11 protein-coding genes are annotated in these 19,804 nt (G+C 60.5%); 6 read left to right on the top strand and 5 right to left on the bottom strand.

The genetic code is table 11. The features are described from left to right. Positions 1-9: 9 nt before the first annotated feature. Positions 10-3,138, top strand: a complete 3,129-nt coding sequence (locus RIG82_05815) for a DUF3427 domain-containing protein (GenBank protein ID MEQ9460449.1) — start codon at positions 10-12, stop codon at positions 3,136-3,138. A gap of 4 nt (positions 3,139-3,142) precedes the next feature. Here RIG82_05815 and RIG82_05810 read toward each other — a convergent pair whose 3' ends face one another. The 5 genes from RIG82_05810 to RIG82_05790 form a co-directional block, all read right to left on the bottom strand. Then, on the bottom strand, positions 3,143-3,469 hold the full coding sequence (locus RIG82_05810; protein ID MEQ9460448.1) for a hypothetical protein: 327 nt from the start codon (positions 3,467-3,469) through the stop codon (positions 3,143-3,145). Between the two features lie 694 nt (positions 3,470-4,163). Then, positions 4,164-4,304, bottom strand: a complete 141-nt coding sequence (locus RIG82_05805; protein ID MEQ9460447.1) for a hypothetical protein — start codon at positions 4,302-4,304, stop codon at positions 4,164-4,166. 258 nt (positions 4,305-4,562) lie between these two features. Next, the gene (locus RIG82_05800) at positions 4,563-5,165 is read right to left on the bottom strand and encodes a hypothetical protein (protein ID MEQ9460446.1); all 603 of its coding nucleotides are present in this window, start codon (positions 5,163-5,165) and stop codon (positions 4,563-4,565) included. A 95-nt stretch (positions 5,166-5,260) separates the two neighbouring features. Further along, entirely contained in the window at positions 5,261-6,250 is a 990-nt protein-coding gene (locus RIG82_05795) for a hypothetical protein (GenBank protein MEQ9460445.1), read from the bottom strand. Positions 6,251-6,274: 24 nt separating this feature from the next. Continuing rightward, a complete protein-coding gene (locus RIG82_05790) occupies positions 6,275-6,634 on the bottom strand; it encodes a helix-turn-helix transcriptional regulator (protein ID MEQ9460444.1) in 360 nt (119 codons plus the stop codon). A 176-nt stretch (positions 6,635-6,810) separates the two neighbouring features. Between RIG82_05790 and RIG82_05785 the strand changes: the two genes are divergently transcribed. The 5 genes from RIG82_05785 to RIG82_05765 all read left to right on the top strand — a co-directional run bounded on the left by RIG82_05785 (position 6,811) and on the right by RIG82_05765 (position 19,761). Continuing rightward, entirely contained in the window at positions 6,811-7,461 is a 651-nt protein-coding gene (locus tag RIG82_05785) for a VWA domain-containing protein (protein MEQ9460443.1), read from the top strand. Between the two features lie 550 nt (positions 7,462-8,011). Then, positions 8,012-11,521: a helicase-related protein gene (locus RIG82_05780; protein ID MEQ9460442.1), complete on the top strand. Its 3,510-nt coding sequence runs from the start codon at positions 8,012-8,014 to the stop codon at positions 11,519-11,521. Next, positions 11,518-15,654: a hypothetical protein gene (locus RIG82_05775; protein ID MEQ9460441.1), complete on the top strand. Its 4,137-nt coding sequence runs from the start codon at positions 11,518-11,520 to the stop codon at positions 15,652-15,654. Before RIG82_05780 ends, RIG82_05775 begins: the two co-directional genes overlap by 4 nt. Next, a complete protein-coding gene (locus RIG82_05770) occupies positions 15,647-16,717 on the top strand; it encodes a hypothetical protein (GenBank protein ID MEQ9460440.1) in 1,071 nt (356 codons plus the stop codon). Before RIG82_05775 ends, RIG82_05770 begins: the two co-directional genes overlap by 8 nt. Further along, positions 16,717-19,761: a DUF1156 domain-containing protein gene (locus RIG82_05765; protein MEQ9460439.1), complete on the top strand. Its 3,045-nt coding sequence runs from the start codon at positions 16,717-16,719 to the stop codon at positions 19,759-19,761. The genes RIG82_05770 and RIG82_05765 overlap by 1 nt, the downstream gene beginning before the upstream one ends. The last annotated feature ends 43 nt before the right edge of the window (positions 19,762-19,804 follow it).

Here is a 19,804-nt window from a genome sequence, read left to right as displayed (position 1 = left end):
CCTGGCCCCGTGACTCAACCCGACTCCTCTGGGCTGCCCCCCGGTCTGTACGACCAGCTCCTGACGGTCGCCCTGCGCGAGCGGCTCGACCGAGTCGGCGGGCTTCGGCCCGAGGACGCGTCGGAGGTTGATGCCGACGAGGCCCATGCGGCGATCGCTCAGCATCTCGAGCACCTGCTGGCCCTGTCGCTCTCGACCCTGCGGGGCAAGGAGGCTGCGGAGAAGCAGCGGCGGCTGGTGGATCGGCTGATCGCGACGCTCCGAGAAGAGCTGGGTGATGACTGGGGCGAGCGTTTCAGGCTCGACAGCCCGCTGCGGCGGCTGCTGGCGGTGCACGCGTCGGATCATCCCGGCTCCCTGAAGCGGCCCGACACCCCGCTGGCGCGCTCGGCGCTGCTCACCGGCACGCGGGTCGATCCCTCGCTCGCCTCGCAGCTGGCCGCGGAGTTCGCCGCCACGGATCGGGTGGACATCCTCTGCTCGTTCATCAAGTGGAGCGGCCTGCGGCTGCTGCTCGAGAGCCTGAGGAGCCTCACGGCGACGCCTCACCCCGAGGGCCTGCCCCGGCTGCGGATCATCTCGACCAGTTACATGGGCGCGACCGACCCCAGGGCGATCGAGGCCCTGGCCGCGCTCGATCACACCGAGATCAAGGTCTCCTACGACACCGAGCGGACCCGCCTGCACGCCAAGGCGTACCTGGTGCACCGGGCCACGGGGTTCGGCAGCGCTTATGTCGGCTCGGCGAACCTCTCCCGGGCCGCGCTGTCCGAGGGTCTGGAGTGGACCAGCAAGATCAGCCAGTACGAGCTGCCGCATCTCTGGCAGAAGGTCACCGCCACGTTCGAGAGCTACTGGAATGACGCTGAGTTCGAGGCTTATGCCGCGGATGCCCCGGATCGACTGCGTCAGGCCATCCATCGCGAGAAGCAGCGGGGCGTGGTGTCGATGGGCGAGATGCCGGCGTTCGACCTGCGACCTTACCCGTTCCAGGAAGAGATCCTTGATGCCCTTGCCGCCGAGCGGCGGGTCCAGGACAAGCACCGACATCTGGTGGTCGCGGCGACCGGCACCGGCAAGACGATGATCGCGGGCTTCGACTACCACCGATGGGCCGCGGGCTCGCGTCCTTCGCTGCTGTTTATCGCCCACCGCGAGGAGATCCTGCGGCAGGCTCTCGGCACCTTCCGGGGAATCCTGCGGGACCAGAACTTCGGGGACCTGCTGGTGGGCGGCGAACGCCCCGAACAGCACGACCACCTGTTCTGCTCGATCCAGAGCTACAACAGCCGGGGGCTGCACCAGTTGCCTCCTGATCGCTACGACTACGTCGTCATCGACGAGTTCCATCACGCCGCGGCCCCGAGCTACCAGCGGCTGCTCGAGCGGATCCGGCCCAGGGTGCTGCTTGGGCTAACCGCTACCCCCGAGCGGGCCGATGGGCTGGACGTGCTGCGGCACTTTGGCGGCGAGGCGACCGCCGAGGTGAGGCTGCCCGACGCCATCGAACGCCGGCTGCTCTGCCCGTTCCACTACTTCGGCGTCGCCGACAGTGTGGATCTTCAGGGCATCCGCTGGCAACGCGGCGGCTACAGCGTCGAGGATCTGGATCAGCTGTACACCGGCAACGACGTCCGTGCGGGCCTGGTGCTGGAGAAGGTGCACCAGACCCTGCTGGATCCGCGAGCGTCGCGGGGTCTGGGCTTCTGCGTCTCGATCGCCCATGCGGGCTTCATGGCGCGGTTCTTCAACCAGCACGGCGTGCCCGCGATGAGCCTGTCGTCCGAGAGCTCGGACGCGGAGCGACGCTCGGCCCGTGACCGGCTGGTCCGCAGGGAGATCAACTTCATCTTCGTGGTTGACCTCTACAACGAGGGCGTCGACATCCCCGAGGTGGACACGGTGCTGTTCTTGCGGCCGACCGAGAGCCTGACGCTCTACCTCCAGCAGCTGGGCCGGGGCCTGCGGCTGCACGATGAGAAAGAATGCCTGACGGTCCTGGACTTCATCGGGGCCCAGCGGCGTGAGTTCCGGTTCGCCTCACGGTTCCGGGCCCTGAGCACCGACCCCGCTGGGAAGCTCGAACACGAGATCGATAGCGGCTTCCCGCACCTGCCCTCGGGCTGCTTCATCCAGCTCGAGCGCGTCGCCCAGCAGCGGGTCCTGGAGAACGTGCGGCAGTCGCTGAACCTCCGCCGTCCTCAGATGATCCGCGACCTGCGCGACCTCGGCAGGCACCTCGGCCGGCCGCCGGGTCTCCGCGAGGCGCTCGATTACCTCGACACCACGCTGGATGAGATCCTCAAGCGCGGCCTCTGGAGCCGGCTGCTGCACGAGGCGGGGCTGGTCTCGGAGCCGAACGTCCGCGACGAGGACCAGCTGGCCAAGGGCATCCGGCGGCTGGCGCACCTCGACGATCCCGCCCAGATCCGGTTCCTTCAGAGTTATCTGCAGAGCAACGCCACGGCCGATCCGTTGGGAGATCTCAGGCGGTCGCTGCTCCACGTGACGCTCTGGGGCCCGGGCGGTACCGGCATGAGCCTCGACGAGGCGGATCAGCGGCTGCAGGAACAGCCCGGCGTCGTGAGCGACCTAGAAGCTGTGCTGGATTACCGGCTTCGCCACACCCAGGCCGTGGGCGGCCCGCTGGATGCAGTTCTGACCGGGCCGCTCGCGCTGCACGCGCGTTACACGCGGGACGAGATCCTGGTGGGGCTCGGTCACTGGACGCAGACCCGTCGGCCAGACTTCCGCGAAGGGGTCTTGCACCTTCCTGAGAAGCGGGTTGACGCGTTCTTCGTCACGCTGCAGAAGACCGAGGACGCCTATTCGCCGACGACCATGTACGAGGACTACGCGATCAGCGACCGCCTGTTCCACTGGCAGTCGCAGAGCACGACCTCGGCCGAATCGAAGACCGGCCAACGGTACCTCCGTCACCGGGAGTTGGGGTACACCCCCCTGCTGTTCGTGCGCGAGCGCAAGCACGGCCCGGGCGGACTCGCGATGCCTTACGTGTTCCTCGGGCCGGCGGGTTATGTCTCCCACGAGGGGAGCCGGCCGGTGAGCATCGTCTGGCGGCTGGAGCACGCGATGCCCCAGAGGGTCAGTCGGGTCGCCAAGAGCTCGGTGGCGTGAGCGGTCAGGGCGAACGAATCGGCTGCTCCGCGAGAAGATGAACCGCCTGATCCCAGGCAATCTCTTTCGCTCGGTGAGTGTTCAAATATCTGGGGCTTGGTGTGATCCCGACCCGCCCCAAGTCCAGCCGATCCGCATCCCAGCAGGCCCAGATCGTGGGATCGTTGCTGTGTGTCTTGAGCGTGTGATACTGACAGGCGTATCGCAGCTGCTCGAACCGCACCGGGTTAATCATGGTTAAGGACTCGTGGAACTCACCTGTGAAGAACGCACCCGGTGGATCGCCACGCTGCCCGGCATGAGCGCCGCGGAGCTGCGCGAGCTGGTGCATGCGCTACAGCCGGAGTTGCTGTATCGAGGGGATCTGAGATGACACGCCAAGACCTTTCTCGGCTCGCATGCTTGCAGCGGGTTCTATCGCCGCATGCTGCGGCTGTGTCTGGTTCACGGGAGAGTTAGGCCTGAGTTCAATCGTCCCCGTTTTGTCAAAAATGACGCAGACATAGTTTCAGCTAAGACCTTGTAATGAAGTAAGTGTCATGTTAGGTTGGCTTTATGGAACCAAGAATAGAGAGGCAAAAAGCGCTTCGCTTGGCCATGCCCCTTCCCCCAAGTAGCGATTACTTTGACCGAAGTAAGTTCACTTCTGAAGAACTGCGTCTTCTTCAGAACTACGGCACCTACATGGAAGCACTGGCTTCTGGAAGGCTCAAGAATTTATTGACGGAAGGTGAAAAGAGATTTCAGAGAGTCGTGAATCGGCGTCAGGTGGTAAAGAAGACAACTAGGTACGAGAAGCTATGGCTACGGTATAAGCAAGCCTTAAGCGAAGCCAAGACGAAACGCATTGAACATATGCGTTCAGCTATCCACAGATCCAAAGCGTATAGCGACTTCAGCTCCAAAGACACCAGCTACCGAACCCGCAAGGAAGGTGTCGAGTGGTATTCGAACGACGCCTATAAGAAGGGCGTACACTTCCCGCGAGGCAGCCGTAGAAGGTGATTCTTTAAAGCAGACGAAACCTAGTCCCCAAACCCCGCCACCTCATCAATCGAGATGGGCAGGCCTTCCTCTCCTGCGCTACCGAGCTGAGACATATCCAGCGTCAGCCGCAGGGCTCCAGTCGCCGCCGAGGGCACGTTGTAGACCAGCACGTGATCCACGGTGCGGCCGGGGTTCAGGTCGGTGTTGTTGCGGTCCCCAACGGGACGAGCCGCCTCAAGGTGTACGTGCCGGATGGCGTTGCCGGCATACTCATAGAGCTGAAGATGAGATGCTAGTCGTCTAGCAGGTAGTTGCTAAAGCGCAGGTTCCTGCGGTTGTGTTGCAGGGCTAAGGCAGGAGAGTGGTTGAGATATGCAGGCAACTGTACGGACGCGAGCAGACTGCTATCTGCCGCTATCGTTGGGGGCACGGAGGGGCTATTCGTGCTGCTTAACCCAATGCGCTGCCAGCCGCTTCAGGTAGTCACTGGCCTCGGGGTACACGCTCTGGACCACGCGGACCCGAGCGATATGGCCGAGCTTGTCTTCGGGAACTTCCCGGTCCTCCTCCTCGCTCTCGTCGTTCTCTTCGCCCTCTTGCTCGGACTGTTCGAGGATGTGATCCCAGAACGCCTCGGCATCGGTAGTTCCGTCGTACTCGAACGGATCACCGGGCTCGAGGACGTAGACGTCTCGCAGGGAAAGAAGACCCGTGTTGACTTCGCTGGGCTCTTCGGCACCAGAGTTGCCATCGCCATACCAGTACTCAATCCCTCGAGCGGTTGGTCTACCCGTCCAGATGAAGTCGTAGTCCATCCCAAACATTGCCCAGCTGGACTCGTCCCACGGGATCGCGTAGTGCAGTAGTACGCGGTCGTACTCGCCGTCGGTCACCGCGTCCCTGAGTTCTTCAGACTCGTCGAGCATCGTGGCGAAATCTGACCAATCAGCGGCCTCGAGGCAGCGGTTGATGCAGGCGGCCACAGCTCCTTCCTCGTTGGACCATGGGCTGGTGTAATGATCTGCTCTTAGTTCGCTCATTTCGGAGGCCTTTCTTTAGCTGGCGATCTCTAGAACTTATGGCGAGTAGCAGACTATGCGCGACAACTGACAGCGCCGTGTCAGTTCCTCGACCCTCAGCGGGATATCTGGCCACGAGTCAGCTTGACCGACCCCTCCAGCCGGTCCCAGTACGACGCCTCCCCCAATGCCGCCGTCACCGGCTTGACGGTCTTGAGTCGCTTTGAGCCCTCCACCGCACCCAGCTCCTCGTTGTAGTGCTCGAACCACGGGATCCCGTGCTTCTTGTACTGCCTGGCCGTGATCGGGTCCGTCGGCGGGTCCTCGCCCGTGATGTGCTTCCACGTCGCCGCGTCGCAGAGGTGGACGAAGCAGCGGCTCATGGCGCTCTGCTGCCAAGCGTCGATGCTGTAGGGGTCCCGGTAGATCTCCTGACGGATGAGCCCCCCGGCAGCCAGGCCCATGCCCATCTTCTTCTTCATCGAAGGCATCGGCGAGGGACACGCGAGACTCCTCTCGTAGTGCACCTCCGGTTGCTGAGGCCAGCGCCTGTCGAACTCGTCGAATCGCATCGGGCAGACGGCGAGCTGGACGCCCCCGTGCTCGGCCATGCCTGTGAGCTGCTCCTCGACGCTTTCGCCTGAGCCCAGCGGCGTGGCCACGAACTGCCGGATGACCTCCTTACCTACGTTGAAACCGTCCAGCCACGGCTGATCGGGCGCCACCACGTAGTCCTGAGGCTTGGGATTCAGCCCGTTCTGCCAGGGCAGACCGGACATGGCGTTGATCTTGCCGGCACCGACCTTGACCGCGAAGGGATAGGCCGTGTCTCTGCGGTGGATCGCATCTGATTCGAAACAGATCCACATCGCCTCGCTGCGGTGCATCGGGATCATCACCCCGCCACGCTTACGCCAGCTCTTGGGCACCCGGTCGCCGAAGTCATCGACGTGCCGGACCGGGAAGCGGCCCAGGCCCGCGGGCAGCGGGTGGTCGTGGCCGTCATCGGGGATGCGGAGCGTGCGGGCAAAGCTGATCTCGAGCCGCGCCTGGTCAAAGACGTCGGGGAAACGTACGACGAGCTTGTCGTCATCGAGTGTGATCATGGGCGGCTCCTTCGATCAGTTCATTTACCAGTCTCCGTCTCGAACCTCGCGGACCACCCGGAGGATCGCGTCATCCGGGGCGTCACGCACGGCCCGGATCAGCTCTGCAAAGAGCTTCGGTCGCTTGAGAATCACTTCACGCAGATCAGACGACACTTTGCCGGCCAAGGCAAGCAAAACATCCGGATCTTCGCCGAGTTCCTGCGCCAGGGCGATGATGCGGGCCTCCGAGGGCGGGGGCTGTGTTCCGCGTTCGACCTTGCTCAGGAACGAGGGTTCGACGCCGATCCGCTCGGCCACCTGCCGCAGCGAGTAGCTGCGGTCATGCTCGCGGTGCGTGGTACGCCGTCTGCGGACGAAATCACCGAACTCGTCCTTGCTCATGAAGGTAGTGTGTACTACAATGTACACACTGTCAAGGGGCAGTCAGGCCAACCCCTCATTGTCTTGATCCGAGGACCCTCGCACCGGCGACCCAGCCGCTGAGGGTCTCTACGGCTGTCGAAGCGTTCGACAGCCAGCACCATCACCCAGCGGGCCATGCCCCAAGGAGCAGCACCATGACCGACAAGCACACCGACATCACGATGATCCTCGACCGTTCGGGCTCCATGCATGGGATGCAGGCACAGGTGATCGAGAGCTTCAACAGCTTCCTCGCCGAGCAGCGGGAGCTGGACCGGCCCGCCACCTTCTCGCTGGTTCAGTTCAATGCTGACGTGCGGAGCACCATCCAGACCCTGCCGATCGACCAGATCCGCGACATCGACGAGAAGGACTACCTTCCCGGCGGGACAACGGCCCTGCTCGACGCCATCGGCGGGACTATCGGGCACATCCGACGACGGGTGAAGAACCTCAGGCACGAGCCGGACGTGATCGTGCTGGTGCTCACCGACGGCATGGAGAACTCGAGCACCCGGTACTCGTTCAAACAGATCAGCGAGATGATCACGAAGGCCGAGACGCACGGCTGGCGGTTCGTCTTCATGGCCGCCGGGCTCGAGGCCTTCAACCAGCGGGAGGGCCTGGGGATCCGTGTGGAACGAGCTGCGAGGATGCGCCAAACGCCGGAGTCCTACCGCCGTGGCATGGAGGTCGCCTCCCGGAAGGTCCGCGCCACCAGGGAGTTCAACGATCTGGTCCACATGGATTTCCTCGAGAAGGAACTGGCGTACATCGCCGAGCAGGAGCGGGAGGACAAGGACTGATGACCCGGGAGAAGCCCAACGGGCGATCTATCTCGACTTCGAAGGCTTCCGGAAAGGACCCCCGCTCATGGCGGGGGTCCTTCTGGAAGGGGGGGTATACCTGCACGGTGCTCCAAGGCGTGTGGTCACTAGCTCAGCAATGGACTCAAGTCTTTATTTAGGTCATACACCGTCGGTGGAATGACAATGAGAAGAACCAGAGTAAGAGGTATACTTAATCTCGGTTGTTAAGCCTACGCAAAGCCTTGGGCACATTGTTCCGTGGAGTTCTCTGACATATCTGGCCGGGGCAAGTTTGCTGAACAAGTCTCGTAACGAGCACATGGATTGTGAGATGCTCTGCTTGCAACAAGCAAGCCACCAAAACAGAACAAGGCCGCAAAGCAGGTCGCTGCGCATATCAGTTCCCTCCACATGTAAGCTGGTCCTTGAAGTCAACGTCCAGCACAAATGGTGGGGCAGCGATGTCGGCCGAGATATGAGTAGAACGTTCAATTCTCGAACTAGGGCAAAGAAACATTCGGCTGAAAATGCTTAAGAAGGATCAACGATGGCTCAACTAGAAGACATCACACGGGGGGCGGTAGTCAAAGGCATCATGCCTGATGGCTTTGTGACCGTCGTAGACGTGTCTTGGATCGGGACGGTAGCAATCGAGCTGACCTACAAAGACAGCTCCGGAAAACTCGGCAGCGAACTTGTCTATCGCGACCGGGAGGGGGAGTTGGAGGTTCTCCAAGATGGCAAGCCTTGGAGTTTCGATGGTGACGCTGACCTGTTTCGTCTTGTCTCAGAAGCCCACCGCATCCGAATGGCCTATCTCTTCGACCCGCTACTCGCAGTTCACTCGTCCTTGGTTGATCCCCTACCTCATCAGATCACGGCCGTCTATGAGGAGATGATCCCAAGGCAGCCATTGCGCTTCCTGCTTGCCGACGATCCCGGTGCCGGCAAGACGATCATGACTGGTCTCTTGATAAAAGAGCTGTTCGCGCGAGGCGATCTCCAACGGTGCTTGGTTGTGTGTCCGGGCAATTTGGTCGAGCAATGGCAGGACGAACTTTATCGACGCTTTCATCTGCCATTCGAGATCATGACGAACGACAAGTACGAAGCCGCTCGCACAGGTAACTGGTTCAACGAGAACCCCCTCGCTGTCTGTCGTCTTGACAAGCTGAGCCGCAACGAGGACGTTCAGGAAAAGCTCCGTGCGACTGACTGGGATCTGATTGTCTGCGACGAAGCGCACAAGATGAGCGCTTCTTTCTGGGGCGGTGAGATCAAGCGGACGAAGCGGCATCAGCTTGGCCAACTGCTATCGACGCTAACGCGGCATTTCCTGCTCCTTACGGCAACACCCCACAACGGTAAGGAAGAGGACTTCCAGTTGTTCATGTCTCTCCTGGATGGCGACCGATTTGAGGGCAAGTTTAGGGATGGTGTCCATTCCGTCGACACGTCTGATCTGATGCGGCGAATGGTCAAGGAAGACCTCCTGAAGTTTGACGGCAAACCGCTGTTCCCGGAGAGACGCGCCTACACCGTGGAGTACAAGCTGTCCGATGCAGAGGCGGAACTCTACGCAAAGGTCACCGCATATGTCCGCGAGGAGTTCAATCGAGCCGAGCAACTGGCGAACGACGGCAGAAAAGGCACAGTCGGATTTGCACTCACCATCCTACAACGACGGCTTGCTTCATCGCCTGAGGCAATCTATCAGTCCCTGCGTCGCCGCCGTGAACGCCTTGAGAAGCGCTGCCGGGAGGAAGAGCTGCTCAAGCGGGGTGCGGAGGTCTCTTTGGGTTGGAGTCCCGATCTTCCCTCGTTCACCGAGGATGACCTAGAGGACCTGGAAGATGCGCCTGAGGAGGAAGTCGAGGCGACCGAAGAACATGTCGTTGATCAGGCGTCGGCAGCAAGGACGATCGCGGAACTGAAGGCCGAGATTGCGATCCTATCCGACCTGGAGAAACTTGCACTTCGTGTGCGCCAATCGACCAGTGACCGCAAATGGGACGAGCTGTCGCGTCTGTTACAGAACCAGACGGAGATGTTCGATGCGCATGGTCACCGGCGCAAGCTGATCATCTTCACCGAACATCGTGACACGTTGAATTACCTGCGCGACCGTATCGGCTCTCTGATCGGCAAGCCCGAAGCCGTGGTAATGATTCACGGCGGTATGGGTCGGGAAGATCGCCGAAAGGCTCAGTCCCTGTTCACCCAGGATCGCGATGTGGAAGTATTGGTGGCGACAGACGCGGCTGGCGAAGGCATCAACCTCCAACGCGCCCACCTGATGGTCAACTACGACCTGCCATGGAACCCCAATCGTCTTGAGCAGCGGTTTGGCCGTATTCACCGCATAGGCCAGACGGAGGTTTGCCACTGCTGGAACCTTGTAGCTTCTGAAACTCGCGAAGGCGACGTCTACCGGAGGCTCCTTGAAAAGATCGAGCAGGAGCGTGAAGCTCTCGGCGGCAAGGTGTTTGACATCCTCGGCAAGGTCACCTTCAACGACAAGCCGCTTCGTGATCTCCTCTTGGAGGCGATTCGCTACGGCGATCAGCCGGACGTTCGCGCCCGCCTGGATCAAGTTGTCGACACGGCTCTGGATCGTGACAAGCTTCGCTCCCTCATCGAAGAACACGCGCTCGCGCACGATTCCATGGACGCCACGCGCGTCCAGCAGATTCGTGAGGACATGGAGCGAGCCGAGGCACGTCGCCTTCAGCCGCACTTCATCGCCGCATTCTTCCTTGAAGCGTTCAAGCGATTGGGCGGCACAGCACGCGAGCGGGAGCCCAAGCGGTTTGAAATTACCCACGTCCCCGCAGTGATCAGGAATCGCGACCGTCTGATCGGCATGCGTGACCCCGTCCTTACGAAATATGAGCGTATCACATTCGAAAAGGACCTGATCAGCGTCGGAGGCAAGCCGGTGGCTGAGTTCGTTTGTCCAGGCCACCCACTGCTCGACGCCACGATTGACTTGGTCATCGAACGCCATCGTGACTTGCTCAAACAGGGCACAGTTCTCGTTGACGAAGCCGACGCAGGAGAGGAGGTCCGGGCGCTGGTGTATCTGGAGCATTCGATACAAGATGCCAGGACTGACCGGTCCGGCAATAGGCGCGTGGTCTCGCGGCAGGTTCAGTTCGTCGAGGTGAACCAGGGCGAAGAGGTGCGCAACGCAGGATTCGCGCCTTATCTGGACTATCGCCCGCCGCAAGATGACGAGCACTCCCTGCTGGACCAGATACCTGAGCCCGAATGGCTGCGCGAACACATCGAATCGAAGGCGATGGGTTTCGCCGTCGCCAATCTCGTTCCTCGTCATCTCGCGGAAGTGAAGCAACGAAAGGAGAGTCTGGTTGACAAGACCGTCGAGGCGGTGAAAGCCAGGCTCACGGCAGAGATCAACTATTGGGATCATCGAGCGGAGCAGCTCAAGGAGCAGGAACTCGCTGGGAAATCCAACGCGAAAATCAACTCTGGGAAAGCCAGGCAGCGAGCAGATGAACTCACCAGTCGGCTCCAGAAACGCATGGATGAGTTGGCTCAGGAGCGACGCGTATCGCCGCTGCCTCCGAACGTAATCGGGGGTGCGATGATCATCCCGATGGGGCTGATCCGTCGCCTCAAGGGGTCGAGTGGCCAGCCCGACACGTTCGCTCGCGAGACCGCACTAGTGGAAGCGGCCGCCATGAAGGCTGTGATGGATGCGGAGCGAGCACTCGGCTTCGAACCGTCGGACGTGTCGGCGGACAAATGCGGCTATGACGTGGAGTCGAAGGTGTCGGGCAACGACGGGCACCTGCGATTCATTGAGGTCAAGGGTCGGGTGAAGGGCGCGGATACCGTCACAGTCACGAAGAACGAGATTCTGACCGCTCTGAACAAGCCGGAGCAGTTCATTCTTGCCATCGTCGAGGTCGATGGTGAGGCCGCGATTCCCTGCTATGTGCGCCAGCCCTTCAGCCGCGAGCCGGATTTCGCCGTCACAAGCGTCAACTACAAGCTGTCCGAACTCATCGCCCAGGGGGGACCGCCAGCGTGAGTCGCAAGCCCGACTATTTCGAGAGCATTCGCGAGAGAGCCGCCGGACGCTGGGTTCAACTGGAACAGGACCCCGAGCTCGCAGGCCCCTGGCATCAGCTATTCAAGCAGGTGCAGAGTCCGCGCCACGTCGTTTCGGAACTGCTTCAGAATGCTGACGATGCGGGCGCGACCGAAGCCGCCGTTGACCTGCAGGATGGGGAGTTCGTGTTCACGCACAACGGCGAGGATTTCACTGCCGAGCACTTCGCGTCTCTGTGTCGCTTCGGATACTCGAACAAGCGAGCACTGCACACGATCGGGTTCCGTGGTATTGGCTTCAAGAGCACGTTCAGCCTTGGCGACCAAGTTTGCCTGGCCACACCAACCCTTTCTGTCGCCTTCCATCGCGAACGCTTTACCGAGCCGGTCTGGTGTGACATCGCAAAACACCCGTCCCGCACGTCGGTCGAAGTTGCCATCAAGGACGAGCATCGACGACGAGACCTGGAGAAGAACCTGAAGGAGTGGCTGCGAAGCCCTGCATCTCTCCTGTTCTTCCACCACATTCGGAGTCTCCGCATCGGCGATGAGGAGGTGCGCTGGGAGTCTCAAGGCGCTGGACCTATCCCGGACTCGGAATGGATGTCGCTGTCCTCAAGCCCTGAGAAGAAACATCTTCTGATTCGGTCGTCAGCCGAAGACTTCCCCACCGAAGCCCTTGAGGAGATCAGGCAGGAGCGGATGGTATCTGTCGATGAGGACTCGACGTTCCCGCCTTGCCGGGTCGAGATCGTGCTTGGCTTAGAGGGACGGCTGTTCGTTATCCTTCCGACTGGCGTCACCACAGATTTGCCCTTCGCATGCAATGCACCGTTCGTGCAGGACCCGGCTCGCGTCAAGATCAAAGACCCGGAGATCTCGCCAACCAATCGGTGGTTGCTACACCGTGCTGGGGAACTCGCAGCCAAGGTGCTGCTGGCTTGGGTCAGCGACGAAACGCTGGAGGCCGATCAGCGGGCGCAGGCGTATCGCCTTCTTTCCGACGTAGATCGGGATGACAACTCCATCGAGGGTTCGTGTGCGGCGTTGGTAGAAAAGGCTATTGAGGATGGACTTCAAGAGCGTGAGTTTCTTCTGACCGAGTGCGCTTCGCTTGGAACTTGGGGTCAGGTGCTTGCCGCTCCGTCCGTAATTATGGATGTGTGGAATGCCGAGCAGGTGTCATCCTTCTTCGACTCCGATAAGAGGCCCCCGTTAGCTCGCTGCATAAACTCAGATGATCGCGCCAAGCTCGTCCACTGGGGATGTGCGCACCAACTTTCTCGAGAGACGATACTTGACACACTGAACACGAAGCACCTGCCGCGCCCCGATAGCTGGGCTAAACTCCTACTCCTATGGAGCTTTGTAGCACCTGAGATCACCGGGTATCAGCATGGAGCGAAACACTATGGACTTAAAATCTGCCCCGTAGAAGGTCAGGACGTTCTTCACGCCGCGCATGATATTGTCCGTTTGGCCGAAGACAAGACGCTTAGATCTGATGATGATTGGGCATTCCTTGCCTCTCACCTCGTGGTCTTACAGCACACCTGGCCTCGATATCTGACGGATCAGCGCCGATCTGCCGAACAGAATAACAACGTTACCCTTGGCAAACACGTTGATTCCGCCATCCGCGTTCTGGATAAGCTGGGACTCTCCCAAGCGAGTGAGGCAAGCGTAATCCTCAAGCGAGTTGCTGCGAGCTTCAATGTCCAAGATCAGTGCGACCTCGACGACTGCATCCGGCTCGCCCAACTAGCAGCATCGCTCGGCGCGACGGTTTCTGGGGACTTTCAGTATATCACTCGTGATGGCTATTGTCGCCCAGTGATCGCCTGCATCGTTGCTGACGAACGGGATGATCTTGACGCGCTCGTCGAAGCTGACTGGTACAAGACACATGCACTGCACGAAGACTACCGCGTGCTGCTGTCGTGCACAGAGGATGAGTGGCGGAAGTGGATCTCGTCTGGACGAAGCGGCCTCTTCACTTTCGTGCCGCTTATGCCAGTCCGTAATCGCATCTGGGGCCGCCATCAGCTTGGCGAGACACTCAAGGCAAAAGGCTTTGCCCGTGAGCCGTACTATCACTTCGTAACTGACGAGTTCATAGTCGAGGACTGGGACTTCGCCGATGAGCATTGGCGGAAATGGCGAAGCTTGGCCGTAGAGGACCAGACTTTCTGGGGCCGGTTGCTGACTCGCATTCTGCAGCAGCCTGTGGCATTCTGGAGCAAAGCAGCAAGCGCCAAAATCGTACAGGTGGCTACCACTGGTAATCTCCGTGCGATCACATCGGAGCCGTTGCTTACGTCCTGGGTCACGAAGTTTCGTGACTTACCCTGCCTCCAGGACACACGAGGGAATTTCTGCCAGCCGGCGGAACTGTTGCGCCGAACGCCTGATACCGAATCCTTGCTGGACGTTGAACCGTTCGTGCGGGCCGAGTTCGACACCGAGGCCACGCGTCCGTTGTTGATCATGCTTGGCGTCAGAGACACGCCGACCGGACCCGATCGGCTGCTGGATCGACTGCGGGCGCTGGCGACGGTGGACAACCCTCCGCTCTACGAGGTCGAGAAGTGGTATCACCGCCTCGACCAGCTGGTGAACAAGTGCTCGACCGACGAGTTCGAGGAGATCAAAGACGCCTTCGCCGACAAGAAGATCATCCTGACCGAAGTCAACGACTGGGGCACTGCCGCCGAAGTGTTCCTCGCGGCGGATGAGGAGGACGTTCCCGGTGCCGCCCTCGTCCATCCCTCAGTACGGAACCTCACGCTCTGGCACAAGGTCGGCGTGGCGGATCGTCCCACGGCCGACTTGGCCATCGACTGGCTCACCAGCCTTGAGTCCGGCAAGGGCCTCACGGACGATGAAGTGCGGCGGGTGCGTTCGCTCCTGCCGCGCCACCCCGAGCGTATCTGGAGTGAGTGCGGCCATTGGCTTAACCTCGAAGGCGAGTGGACGCCCACCGAAGACCTCGTCTACTCACTGACGATGCAGTCGCTCGTGGCCTGGAAGCATCTGTTCAAGGCGATCAAGAAGAAGACCGCCGACCTTCAGAAGCTCTCGGCCGACGTGTGCAAGCTGCATCCATTCTCGGCGCTGCGGCCGTTGGCCCAGAGTATTGAAGACCGCTTCGAGGACCTAGTCTACGGCCTGCCCCACCCGCAGAAGATGCCCTGGCTGAACGCGTTGGGCGCTGGGCTACGTCGCATCGCCCTCGACGATCAGAACGAGGCAAGCCGCGTCCGCGAGCTTGCCAACCGCCTGGCCGGCACCGGCTGGCAGGTTGCCTCGGGGCTTCAAACAGTCCCGTACATCGACGGTACGCCCGCAGGCACGCCTCGCCGAATCGATGTGCTCTGGAAGGACTCCCTGCTCTACGTCGAAGACCGCTCACCTGCCAGGCTTGCTAAACCGGTCGCGCAGGAGATCGGTCGCGTCTTTAGCAAGCTGGAAATTACCGACGCCGTCTTGTACTGCTTCAACCGGTCCCCCGTGGATGTGCTGGAGTATCTCGAGGAGAACTTCAAGCTTCTGGCGGTCTCTTTACCAGTGGAACCACCATCAGAACCTCCGGTCGATCCACCAAAGCCCCCGACACCACCCATCAGACCCCCTACAGGAGGGCAACAACCTCCTGATGTCTCCCAGCCTCTTGATCCTCCACCAGCACCGACCCCACCCAGGCCTCCAAAACCTCCTAAGCCGAGCCTGATGGAGCGCTACGCCAAGGCCAACGGCTACGCCAAGGACGAAACGGACCGCTTCTACCACACCGACGGTAGTTGGATCGACAAGGTCTCTGGCGGCCACAGCTTCCCATGGGAGCGCCGCTCGGCCGGCGGTGAGCTCCTCCAGTGCTACTGGGACAAGGAGCACTGCATTCAGCGTGATGCGCTTCAGCTCGACGCGGACGTCTGGAAGCTCTGCGATCAGCACCCGGACAAGTACACGCTCCTGCTGGTCGACGCCGACGATACTCCGCTGGAGATCAGCGGCCGTCGCCTCCGCGAGATGTGCGACGGCGGCGAACTGACGCTGTATCCGGCGAAGTATCGGCTTGTGTATGAGAACGGCAAGGGGGAAGGCAATGGCTAAGACTTCACGGGATACGCGAAAAAAGGATGTCGAAACGCTCTGGACAAGCTTAGTCGAGAGCGCGTTCGACTTCTTTGAGCGGGCAGTGGAAGAGCACAACGATTCGCCCAAATACGCGATCCTTCATCTGGCTGCGTCTGTCGAACTCTTTCTCAAGGCTCGCCTGATGGCAGAGCACTGGACGCTGATCGTCTCGCCCAAGAAGCCCCCGACTTTCGACCAGTTGCAGTCTGGCGATTTCGTGTCTGTCACGCTATCGGAGGCCATCGAACGTCTTCGTGGCGTCCTTCCTCCGGATGCCGCCGTCACCAAGGATGCGGCTGCTGAGTTCGCCGACCTGGCTACCGAACGCAACAAGATCGCCCACTTTTTCCACTCTGGCCTTGATGGCGACGAGAAGCCCCGAAACATCGTTCAGCGACAGTGTCGCGTGTGGCTGCACCTGCACCGGCTACTTGCGAATGTGTGGAAGGACACGTTCGCTGGATTCGACAAGAGACTGAGCAAGCTCGACCGCAAGATGCGGGAAGAACGCAAGTTCCTGAAGACGATTTTCGAAGACGCGAAACCGGAATTGGAGAAGCATCGCAAGGCGGGACACCCGGTTCTGAAGTGTCCAGCCTGCGAGTTCAAGGCTCTCGCACTTCAGGACACGGAGCGATACACAAGCGGGCAGTGCCTGGTGTGTCGCTACCAGAACACGTTGATGCGTGTGAGGTGCCCTGATTGCGAGAAAGACGTTCTGATCGAGAATGGCTACGACCACTGCTCCGAATGCGGCCACGCCTTCACACCTCACGAGACAGGCGCGCTGATTGGCGGGGAAGAGCCTGGCGATGATACAGGCCACGGTACGCTGCCGATCAACTGCTGCGAATGTGGGACGGACGAGGTCTATGAGGTCGACGGCCGGTACGTCTGCATGAACTGCATGCAGGAGTGGGACGAGATCGAAGTCTGTGAATGGTGTAGCGAGTACAACACAGGCGATATGGAAGGCTCATATCTGCACGGCTGCTCAATGTGTGAGGGCATGCTTGGCTGGAAGGGTGACAAGGACTAATGGCTGAACGACGAAAGAAACTCATCGAAGTTGCGCTCCCGTTGGAGGCGATCAATAAGGAATCGGCTCGGGAGAAGTCGATTCGGCACGGGCACCCGTCCACGTTGCACCTGTGGTGGGCGCGGCGACCGCTGGCTGCTTGTCGGGCGGTGTTGTTCGCGCAGCTTGTCGACGATCCGGACTCCGATCCGGCGTATCGCAACGCCGATGGCAGCGTCGATGAGGAGCGGGCCGGGCTGAAGCGGGCGCAGCTTTTCAACCTGATCGAAGAGCTGGTCAAGTGGGAGAACTCCAACAACGACCGCGTCATCAACGCCGCCCGGGCGGAAATTGCCCGCTGCGTGGCCAGTCGGCTCATCGAGGAGGGCAAGCTCCAGAAGGACACGATCATCCACGGGAAGGATGAGGGCAAGCCGCATCCCAAGGGGCCGATCTCCGGCGAGTTCCGCACGGCTTGGGAGCTGATCATCTACGGCAACGGCGACCTCGAAGCCCTCGACAACCGCACCACGCGCCTCTGCCCGCCGGAGGTGGTCAACCACTTCCTGGCCACCTACGCGCCGCCCGTGCTCGACCCGTTCGCCGGCGGCGGGAGCATACCGCTGGAAGCCCAACGGCTGGGCCTGCGCGCCTATGCCAGTGATCTAAACCCGGTGCCGGTGCTGATCAACAAGGCGCTGATCGAGATTCCGCCCAAGTTCGCCAACCAGCCGCCGGTGAATCCGGAAGCCCAGAAGAAGCTCAAGACCGCCCGCTACCACGGCGCGGAGGGCCTCGCCGAGGATGTCCGCTACTACGGCAAGTGGATGCGCGACGAGGCCGAGAAACGCATCGGCCACCTCTACCCGAAGGTGAAGATCACGAAGGAGATGGCCAAGGATCGGCCGGACTTGAAGGACTACGTTGGGCATGAGTTGACTGTGATTGCGTGCTTGTGGGCCAGAACCGTGCCGAGTCCCGATCCCTCTTTTGCGGGACAACACGTGCCTCTAGCCGGATCATTCTGGTTGAGCAAGAAGAAGGGTAAGGAAGCGTACGTTCGAGTGGACATCGACAAGAAAGACCAAGACTACTCGTTCCGCGTGTGCCTTGGATGTCCAGACGACAAGTACGACCCGGCTGAAGGAACGAAGCTCGGAAAAGGCGCGAGCTTTCGCTGTGTGCTCTCTGGTACAGTCATCGATAAGAGCTATACCCGACAGCAGTTTCAGTCCCACAACGACTCTACACGACTCATGGCTGTTGTTTGTGATGGCAAGCGGGAGCGCCTCTATCTCACCCCGACAGACGAGCTAGCCTCGGCTGCTGATGTACCTAGGCCCGAAGGCCTTCTAACTGAGGCGATGCCAGACCAATGTCCAGACTTAGTGAGTGGGCGTGGCTACGGCATTAGCGAATGGTGGCAACTGTTCACTCCGCGCCAGCTTACAGCGATGCATACCCTAAGCACGCTCGTGAGTGATGCAAGGACGCGAATCGCTGCAGACGCTGCAAGCGTCACTGCAGAAATGCGGACGGACAAGACAGCATTGAAAACAGGTCCAGCTGACAACTATGCGGACGCCGTGGCAACGTATCTCGGACTTGTTGTGAGCCGCACTGCCAATAGCCTTTCAACGGCGTCGATTTGGTCAACGACACGCGGTCAGTCAATCAATGCATTTGGTCGCCAAGCTCTGCCTATGACGTGGGACTTTCCTGAAGTCAATCCATTTGCTGGCGCGGCAGGTGATTTTGGGGAATCCTGCAAGAACATCGCCAAAATTCTGCCGCTGCTCCCGGCGTCAGGACAGTCTGATGTCGAACAGCTAAATGCAACCTCGCAGCTTCGAAAAGGAATCGTATCAACGGACCCGCCGTATTACGACAATATCGGCTACGCCGACCTCAGTGACTTCTTCTACTTGTGGATGCGCAACAGCCTCCGGTCCATCTATCCGCAACTCTTCAGCACGCTGCTTACACCAAAGAGCGAAGAAATGATTGCTAGTAGGTACAGGCACGGAGGCAACAAGGCTGAAGCTGCGTCGTTCTTTGAGGCCCAGTTGGCGATTGCGATCTCGCAATGGAGGAAGAACAGTGTTGCGGATTACCCAACCACAATCTTCTATGCATTCAAGCAAGCCGAGACGGACAGTACAGGGACGGCATCTACTGGTTGGGAGACATTTCTGTTCGGAATTATAGATCATGGCTTTGCTATCGCTGGGACTTGGCCCATGCGTACTGAGCGAGACCAGGGATTAAAGACCGGTACAAATGTGCTCGCATCCTCAGTTGTCTTGGCATGCGTACCTCGGGCAGAGGATGCGCCGATGGCAACGCGTCGAGAGTTCCTCAACGCGCTCAAGCGAGAACTGCCGGACGCCATGAAGAAACTCCAGAGCGGCAACATTGCGCCCGTGGACCTCGCCCAAGCCGCCATCGGTCCGGGCATGGCGGTCTTCAGCAGATACAGCAAGGTCGTCGAGTCAGACGGCGAGGCAATGACCGTGCGAGCGGCTCTGACGATCATCAACCAGATGTTAGACGAAGTGCTGGCCGAGCAGGAAGGCGAGTTCGACGGCGACACGCGCTGGGCGGTGGCGTGGTTCGAGACGCACGGCGTGCAGGAAGGCCCCTACGGCGTGGCCGAGACGCTCAGCAAGGCCAAGAACACCAGCGTGCAGGGCCTGGTCGAGGCCGGGGTCATCACCGCGCGCGGCGGGAAGGTCAAGCTGATCCCACGCGAATCACTACCCGAAGACTGGAACCCGACCACGGACGCCCGGGCGACGAGCTGGGAGGCGATGCAGCACCTGATCCGCCGTCTGCAGAACGAAGGCGAGCTGTCGGCGGCTGAGCTGCTGGCTCGTCTGGGCGGCGACTACGGCGAGATGGCCCGCGACCTGGCGTACCGCCTCTACAGCATCTGCGAACGCAAGGGCTGGGCGCAGGAAGCCCTGGCTTACAACAGCCTGGTCATCGCCTGGAGCGAGATCAGCAAACTGTCACGAACGGTGAGCGCGTCCAAGCCGGCCAAGTCGGCGGGGTTGTTTGAGTAACTGCTCGAGTCAGCACGACCGTGCTGAGGATGTTTAAGTCAGC

This window comes from Phycisphaeraceae bacterium, assembly GCA_040222855.1.
Classification (GTDB): Bacteria; Planctomycetota; Phycisphaerae; order Phycisphaerales; family Phycisphaeraceae; genus Mucisphaera.
Note: the sequence above shows the minus strand (reverse complement) of the source record. Positions and strands in the feature narration are given on the sequence as shown.